Annotated in this window: 1 rRNA gene; it reads left to right on the forward strand. The window is 56.5% G+C overall.

What is annotated here, in order from left to right:
- A 16S ribosomal RNA gene (locus WQ57_RS22590) occupies nucleotides 1-559 on the forward strand; the annotation flags it as partial.

Here is a 559-nt window from a genome sequence, read left to right on the forward strand (position 1 = left end):
AACCTGCCTGTAAGACTGGGATAACTCCGGGAAACCGGGGCTAATACCGGATAATTCATTCCCTCACATGAGGGAATGCTGAAAGACGGCTTTTGCTGTCACTTACAGATGGGCCCGCGGCGCATTAGCTAGTTGGTGAGGTAACGGCTCACCAAGGCCACGATGCGTAGCCGACCTGAGAGGGTGATCGGCCACACTGGGACTGAGACACGGCCCAGACTCCTACGGGAGGCAGCAGTAGGGAATCTTCCGCAATGGACGAAAGTCTGACGGAGCAACGCCGCGTGAGCGAAGAAGGCCTTCGGGTCGTAAAGCTCTGTTGTCAGGGAAGAACAAGTACCGGAGTAACTGCCGGTACCTTGACGGTACCTGACCAGAAAGCCACGGCTAACTACGTGCCAGCAGCCGCGGTAATACGTAGGTGGCAAGCGTTGTCCGGAATTATTGGGCGTAAAGCGCGCGCAGGCGGTCCCTTAAGTCTGATGTGAAAGCCCACGGCTCAACCGTGGAGGGTCATTGGAAACTGGGGGACTTGAGTGCAGAAGAGGAGAGCGGAATT

The sequence above is a fragment of the Mesobacillus campisalis genome (assembly GCF_000986785.1).
Taxonomy (GTDB): domain Bacteria; phylum Bacillota; class Bacilli; order Bacillales; family Cytobacillaceae; genus Mesobacillus_B; species Mesobacillus_B campisalis.